At 41.0% G+C, this 7,317-nt stretch carries 6 protein-coding genes; 2 read left to right on the forward strand and 4 right to left on the reverse strand.

Annotation, left to right across the window (positions count from 1 at the left end; translation table 11 throughout):
- Positions 1-53 precede the first annotated feature (53 nt).
- Positions 54-2,309, reverse strand: coding sequence for an EamA family transporter (locus PN450_RS12710; protein WP_271836558.1), 2,256 nt, complete (start codon positions 2,307-2,309; stop codon positions 54-56).
- A 381-nt stretch (positions 2,310-2,690) separates the two neighbouring features.
- Complete coding sequence (locus PN450_RS12715) at positions 2,691-3,929, reverse strand: inorganic phosphate transporter (RefSeq protein ID WP_271836559.1); 1,239 nt, start codon at positions 3,927-3,929, stop codon at positions 2,691-2,693.
- 235 nt (positions 3,930-4,164) lie between these two features.
- On the opposite strand from PN450_RS12715, the gene PN450_RS12720 reads away from it, so the two are divergent.
- Positions 4,165-4,299, forward strand: coding sequence for a hypothetical protein (locus tag PN450_RS12720; protein WP_256370303.1), 135 nt, complete (start codon positions 4,165-4,167; stop codon positions 4,297-4,299).
- A 506-nt stretch (positions 4,300-4,805) separates the two neighbouring features.
- Here the strand turns inward: PN450_RS12720 and patX are convergent.
- Together patX and PN450_RS12730 are read right to left on the reverse strand one after the other, a co-directional pair.
- On the reverse strand, positions 4,806-5,042 hold the full coding sequence (gene patX / locus PN450_RS12725; RefSeq protein ID WP_213799639.1) for a heterocyst-inhibiting protein PatX: 237 nt from the start codon (positions 5,040-5,042) through the stop codon (positions 4,806-4,808).
- A gap of 107 nt (positions 5,043-5,149) precedes the next feature.
- Positions 5,150-6,892: an FAD-dependent oxidoreductase gene (locus PN450_RS12730; RefSeq protein ID WP_271836560.1), complete on the reverse strand. Its 1,743-nt coding sequence runs from the start codon at positions 6,890-6,892 to the stop codon at positions 5,150-5,152.
- A gap of 118 nt (positions 6,893-7,010) precedes the next feature.
- On the opposite strand from PN450_RS12730, the gene PN450_RS12735 reads away from it, so the two are divergent.
- Positions 7,011-7,199, forward strand: a complete 189-nt coding sequence (locus PN450_RS12735; RefSeq protein ID WP_246862916.1) for a hypothetical protein — start codon at positions 7,011-7,013, stop codon at positions 7,197-7,199.
- Positions 7,200-7,317 lie beyond the last annotated feature (118 nt).

Raw genomic sequence — 7,317 nt, forward strand, 5'->3', positions numbered from 1 at the left:
ACTCCCCTACCTCCCCCACTCCCCTACCTCCCCCACTCCCCTACCTCCCCCACTCATTTACTAGGTTGTAGCTGATTAGGTGTTTTTTTCAAGCTAATACTTGCTGCACCTACCGTAACCAAGATAACTCCGATAACTTGGGCAATATTTAGGGATTCTTGCAACATTACCCCAGCAAAAATTACGGTTAAAATTGGGACTGTAGCTCCAATTAAAGAGGATACAGGAGTGCCTAGGTTACGAATGCCAAAATTATTGAATAAGTAACCGCACAAAGTCAAGACACCTAATATAAAAGCACTTAACACCAATTCCAGGATATTCGATGAGCTAATTGCTAAACCTAAATTACTGGGTAAAGGGATGATTAAGCAAATAAAACTTAATAACAACATGGTAGTGAAGTTAATTGAAGTCAAAGATACTGGATGTAGTTTGAGTTTAGTAGCGCATATTCTCGTCAGAATAACATAAATTGCAAATGCTATCCCGGACAGAATGGCCGTGGTACTTCCTAGTGAGGTATTATTCACCCCTCCAGACTGACTGCCTAAAACTAATAATTCACCACAAAAAATTGCTGCCATTGCCCCTGTTACCATTAAATTGGGACGTTCCTGAAATAGAACCCAGGATAGGAACACACTCATAACTGGATAGATAAAGAAGAGGGCGATCGCCATTCCTGTTGTGACTTCACCGATAGCAATGTAAATAAATACCTGGGATAAAAATAATAAACAACCGCTAATTACTGACAAAAATAAGGCCTGTTTAGTTTTGTTCTGAACAGGGGTTGCATTTGCCCGTAATGAAGCAAATAAGTTTTCTAGCTCTTGCCAAATAGGAGGATGTAATATCGGCGATAAAAGTAACATTAATGGTACAACCACTAATAAACGTAGCATCAAAATTAAGAAAATATTCCCCAATGTGGGAAAGATTAACTGTTGGGTTGGCAATCCGCCCAAGGGGTTAGAAGCTGTAAAGAAAATTGCTTTAATTGCTACATTATAAAGAGACGAAACCACTGTAGACAAACAGATCAAGAGGAAACCTATTTGCAACTGTGACCAGTTGGGAGAGGTGCGGGATCTTTGTTGTCTAGGAGTTTCTGGTTGTCTAGGAGTTGCTGGTTGCTGAGGAGTTGCTGGTTGTTTAGGCGTTGTTTTTTGTTTAGATGTTGTTTCGCGCCTTAATTTTGGTGTTGGCGGTCGTCCTGTTGATAAATTAGGAGTTAAAACAGAAACTGGTTCAGGTTTTGTCTCTCCTAATGATGGTGCTGTTAATACTTTAGAAGTCAAAACAGCACTAAGTTCAGAGTTTTTGTCTTCCAGTGATGTATCTGGATTTACGAAAGAACTGGGTTCAGGGCTTTTATTTTCCGGTATTGCTGGTAAATCTGGATTTACGAAAGAACTGGGTTCAGGGCTTTTATTTTCTGGTATTGCTGGTAAATCTGGATTTACGAAAGAACTGGGTTTAGGGCTTTTCTCTGTTGGTGAAGATAATATAACCGCATTGGCTGCTGATGTAGAATCACCCTGTGGGGATTGGTGAGGAATTAAAGTAACTGGTTCGACAATGATTTTTTGTGAGGATTTTTCCCCATTTCCATTTTGATGAGTTATGGCTTCACCACGCAGACTATCAGCTAGTTGTAAAACTGTGGGTGGGCCCCCTGTTATTACCTTGAGAGAGTTTGCATCTCGATTTTTTTCTACTTCACTGCGGAGACGATTTACAAATTCTGCTAATATTGCTTCCCCTTGCTGTTGTTGGCTATACATCCGTGACAACTGTTGGGAAAGATCACCTTGATAGTTTTTGAGTTCTTGTAATAGGGAATTAAAGGCAATAGTGACGTTATCATCCAGACTGTCTAGCATATTAGTGACATTCTGTCCGATTTCATTAACTGTATTATTATTTATTTGAGCATTTTGCAACGTGACTAGATCAGAGGGATTATATTCTACGGCTTGAGTAGCTAAAGTTTTTAGTGAGGATTGTAATTGGGAAGATATGTGTTTGGCTAAAACTTCTGCTAATTGACGGATTAATACTTGCTGTTCCGTAATTTGCCGTGATTGTTGTAACTGTTCTTTTTCCTCAATTAACTTTTGAATATCGGTAGATAGTCTGGTTTTTTCAATTTCTAAGCGTTTTACGTCTTCCTGTAACGACCTCAATAGATTTTGTTGAAGATTTTCTAAATCCTCAACTACATCCCATAGGGCATTTTCTGCGGCTCTGGATAGCTCACCTCTAATGCGTGGGTTTTCTGGTCGCTTCTCAAATCGCCCCATCAGTTTCTAGCCTCTAACACCTTGATGATTAAGTTGCTGCCCCGGATACCAGACCAACATCTGTATTAAGTTTCCTTGAGAAAAGACAGGAAACTGAACAATTTCACTGAACTTATAAATTTAATTAACTTATTACAAGATTATTATCTATCATTTTTTTCAGGAATGATAGTGATGAAAGTCTTACAAATGAATACCTAACTACAAGCATCAAATCAGTGCGGAATACCTATTGATTGATAGTTGCCATTGATTTTGCCTTTGGAACGAGGGGTCAGCCTATGGCCTTAACATAAGTCTTGTTGTTCTCGAAGAGCAAAAAGCTGTTAACTGGGTAGGAAGCCTATACTTACCCGCAAGGGAAGTGTAGGTAGTTCACTGCTAGAAAATTGCCATGAGGGTAAAAATAGTGGCACTCAGGGCGGCACTGATGGGGACTGTAATTAACCAGGCCGCAGCGATATTTTGGATAGTAGCAAATTTTATTGATTTAATGTTCTGTACCAGTCCAATACCCACAACTCCACCGACAAGGGCGTGGGAGGTGGAAACGGGTAAACCTAAGCGGGAAGCTATTAAGATGGTGATGGCTGTGGCCAGTTCGGCACAAAATCCGCTACTAGGTTCTAAGGAAATAATATTTTCGCCGATGGTAGCGATAACTTTTTTACCCCAAACTGCTAAACCTGCGACAATCCCCATCGCACCGAGAACTAGAATCCAGAGGGGAATGGTGAGTTGATCACTGGGGACTTTACCTTGTTGATTAATGTAGGAAATTACTGCTAGGGGGGCGATCGCATTACCAACATCATTAGAACCATGAGCAAAGGCCACGAAACAAGCACTCAAAACTTGAAATTTGGCAAATAAACCTTGAATTTTATTGTCAATTTGACTATCTGCCAATTGTCGCCAACTGATCAAAGTCAGGGACAATACGGCGATTCCCCCTGTAAATAGGGTAATGTCGTGAGCAGGAATATTAAATTTTCCCTCTGTGAGTAAGAACTGGCTCAGAGGTTGAGTGATTGTGGGGAGAACGATAATTCCAAATACACTCAATAGCAATGTACTTAACCAGGGAATCCATTCCTGTAACTGGGATAGGGGCTGGGGTTGGTTAAAAATCCAATGTTGAATCAGACTATAAAACCCAGCGGCGATGGCGCCACTAATTATTGGTGTTAAAATCCAGCCAATGGTAATTAAACCAATGGATGACCAATCTATTGCTTCTATTCCTAAAGCTACCCAACTAAAGCCAGCGATCGCTCCCACAATGGCATGAGAGGAAGACACAGGTAAACCCCTAGCTGTAGCAATTTGTAGCCATATCCCAGCCGTTAGCAGTACCGCTATCATTCCCATCACTAAAGTTGGTGGTGTCGTCACAAATAAGGCTGGATTAGCGATTTTCGTGCCAAGGGTAGATGTTACCTCTTGTCCAAACAAGACAGCACCAAGAAACTCTAACACCCCAGCAATAATGATTGCCTGTTTGAGCGTAATAGCCCCAGAACCCACAGAAGTTCCCATCGCATTAGCAACATCATTTGCACCCAAATTCCAGGCGACGTAGAAGGCTAGGAGGGCGACTGTCGTGGTTTGTATGTCCATAAAATAAACCATTCACACCTATTAACAGGTAAAAATTGTGATGAATGATTTACATTTTCCATTTTTTTGGCTGTAAAAGTTCGGACGAGCTAGTGAACTCGACAGAATGCTTCACAAAACTTAACTTTTTTTCAGAAAATAGGTGGAAAACCCTGAACAATAATTACTGGGATTTTGCTTTTGAAACCCGTGAAGACAAAGTTTAGAAACTTGATTTATTAATCATTTTAGCGAAATGTCTCTTCTCAAATCCCAACTGATAGCTTTTAACCATATTCCCCAAGGACAACTCCGAGTCATAGATGTTGCTTGTGGTAGTGGACAAACACTAAAGTTAATGAGAGAAACTTTATCTAAAGTGATGAGTTGACAAATTTAACCAAAAGTTTGCTTTTTCCTGAAATCCGGTGATTATTTCTACCTCTTAACGCCCAAATATTAAACCATGACTGTGATCAGAAGCGATTGTGAAGGGCGAGGTTGGTACGTGTATTAGTGATTTAATCACCAATACACGCCAAGGTTTGAGTAATTACCGGATGTTTTGATGAAATATTGAACAATTTTCGAGAGATGAAGTGCTGTAACTGTCTATGTTTTTAGCAGAGAAATTGCAATACTGATAGCTTGCGTGATGACGCAGTAGCCGTGGGACTGATAAAAGATATAGTGCTTGTAACTATCTATATCTGGTGTCAGTGAAAGGGAAATTTACAAACGATAGAATCAAACAAGTGTAGTGCTGTAACTGTCTATATCGTTTCGATTCAAGAAGTGGTATGCAGGATTTAAAAGATCCAATAATCCGGTAATATCATTTCTGGGTTGGCAGGTTTTACGCTTTGACGCTTCCATAACAGAACTGAAATTGCCAACTTATCCATCTAATCCTCTACGACCACTACCTCGATGAGGATTGGGTTTTTCGGGTTGGTTGGGGCTAGGTTTGGAGTTATCAGCCAGGTTGAAACTCTGGTTTAACACCAAAGGTGAAAGCTGGTAATCGGACTTAGCCATTGACAGAGCGGAAAAACGAGTCTGTACTGCTTCGCAGTTAAAAGCTAAGGAGCCACATACCAGACTCGATACTAAAAGTGAAATGGCAGCACGCATAGTAGATGTCTATTTTAGAACTCTCTACTTCACTAATACTTAACTTTTATATGTCTGTCCGGAAAATTCGGGAAAAAGTATTGTAGTTTACTGAATAAATGTTCATTTTATACTTCTTCAAGATGGTCAACAAGTAACCAATTCCCAGAGAAATTTGGCCGCCCCCAAATCTTGAGTATTTTTTCTGGGGTCAAAGCTTGCAGTTGTTGGTCTATATCAGATTTAAACGCCACAAGTTGCCAATTTGTTGTATTTAAATTGGTGTGATTTGTAATATTAAATTGGTAATTTTGCTCACCCAGTCGTCGGAATTTGCCTGTAAAGCAGTCGAGATTTAATTTATTATCTTCATCGACTAAAATACAAGGACAGTTACCATCGGCAGGATAAGCTTCTGGGTGGTCTAAATAATAAGTTTGCCAGTACAACCAATCAGGATGATTAGTTAATAAGTTAAACAAGGGAACAATTACGCTAGGTGCATCGTCGTCTGTCAATAATGCAGCCTGCAAACTCTTCACTGGTAAATCCCTGGGTTGACATTCTAGCACAATACAAAGAGAAGCTGCCATACCTGCCGCTTGTCCAATTCCCATGACTATTGGTTGAAGTCTAGTAGCGCCGTTAGCGATGTGGGAAACGGAAATGTTTTTTTCACAAACTAGCAAACCATCTGTAGTAGCAGGAACCAGGGCGCGATAGGGGATAGTGAAGGGTGTTCCTGTCCATCTTCCACCCCAGCGGATAGATTTAGGTTGCAGTGAGAACTCTACACCAGGATAATGGTGATCGTTGGCATAGTTACCAACAGCGATAGCATCAGAAAATGGTAATGCGGTATTACTGTTGGCTAAAGGCAAAATATCCCGTTCACAAACAGTTGTCAAGCCTACTAGACGGCGACTTTCCCGATAATAGGGATGGAGGGCAAAGGCGGAGTTAGGATGGGGAAACAGGTTTTCTGCTAATCCGTAACGCCTACCAAACTGGGTTTGAATGAAATGGGCAAAATTCTGACTGTGCCAATAACATTCTTGCACAAATTCGCGCTTTTTCACTGAGTCTAGCAACCGATTGGCATTTTGGCAGTAATCGTTGCCCGCAATAGGCCAGTTAATCATAAATCGATCTGCTGGTAAGCGTCCATAGTTCAAAAATTTTTCTGGACTATAGTTATCCCAAGCTCCTGTAAACTGGGAGGGATCATAGTTAGGGGCTGGAAGAATTGCTGGGGCGGTATTTTCGCCAAAGTCTTCCATGACTACTACCCAGGTTGGTGCTTGGACTGGATAAGTTTGAGTAAGGGCGTTGAAGTTGGCTGGGGCGCTGGGTTCTCTCCATTCTGACTGTAATTCCCAACCCCAACGGTGAGGGATTTCTCCTAATGCTAATAAGTCTCCTAATTCTGTGCCGTCAAGGATAATTTTGGCGTTGACGGTGAAATCTGCAAAGCGGACACCTGTGATACAGTCTTGGGTTCGCAACACTGCTAATGGCACTTGTCCGGAAATCCACTGAAGATTCGGTAATTCTCGCACCCAGTTGGCAAATATTTCTGCACCTATCCGCGGATCATAACTGAAAAAGCTGACCCAACTATGATCTAATCCTCCTGGTTGTCTGCGTTGCAATTCCTGTAAAAAAGTTCCCCATAAACCAGTTTGAAGGGACTGTAATTCGTTTCCGTCTGGTACGGATACACCGGCGGAGGTAAGCATTCCTCCTAACCAGGAAAATTCACTCACGAGGATGGTTTTTATACCCCGTCGTGCTGCTTGGATAGCGGCCGCTGTTCCACCTGTGCCTCCACCAACTACTAGGACATCTGTTGTATAGGTTTGATTCATAATATTAAGTCAATTGGTTATTGGGTATTAGGAGACGTTTATCACAGATCATCCGGTTGTGATTCAGTATTAATTCTTGCTTTGCTGGTGTATATTATTCAATATTGAATTTAGATAATTTATGAATAATATCTTGCGAATAGGGACTTTGCTGAGAGAACGTTACAAAATTATCGATCTTTTATCTCATCATACTGGTTTTGGCATTACCTATAAAGTTAAAGATCTTAATCATCCAAATCAACCAATTCGGATTTTAAAACAACTCAAAAAACCTACCGCATCTAAGAGGATGTTTGAAAAGTTTTGAATGTATAAATTGACCCCTCTCCAAACCTCTCCCCGACGCGGGGAGAGGCTTTGAAAACCCCATTCCCTGGTAGGGAAGGGGGGCAGGGGGGTTAGGTTTTTGGAGATTATGGGTTTCA

This window comes from Dolichospermum lemmermannii CS-548, assembly GCF_028330815.1.
Classification (GTDB): Bacteria; Cyanobacteriota; Cyanobacteriia; order Cyanobacteriales; family Nostocaceae; genus Dolichospermum; species Dolichospermum lemmermannii.

Coding starts and splice junctions, on each gene's coding strand:
- PN450_RS12710 (WP_271836558.1), bottom strand. CDS start 2,309: ATGGGGCGATTTGAGAAGCGACCAGAAAACCCACGCATTAGAGGTGAG.
- PN450_RS12715 (WP_271836559.1), bottom strand. CDS start 3,929: ATGGACATACAAACCACGACAGTCGCCCTCCTAGCCTTCTACGTCGCC.
- PN450_RS12720 (WP_256370303.1), top strand. CDS start 4,165: ATGTCTCTTCTCAAATCCCAACTGATAGCTTTTAACCATATTCCCCAA.
- patX (WP_213799639.1), bottom strand. CDS start 5,042: ATGCGTGCTGCCATTTCACTTTTAGTATCGAGTCTGGTATGTGGCTCC.
- PN450_RS12735 (WP_246862916.1), top strand. CDS start 7,011: ATGAATAATATCTTGCGAATAGGGACTTTGCTGAGAGAACGTTACAAA.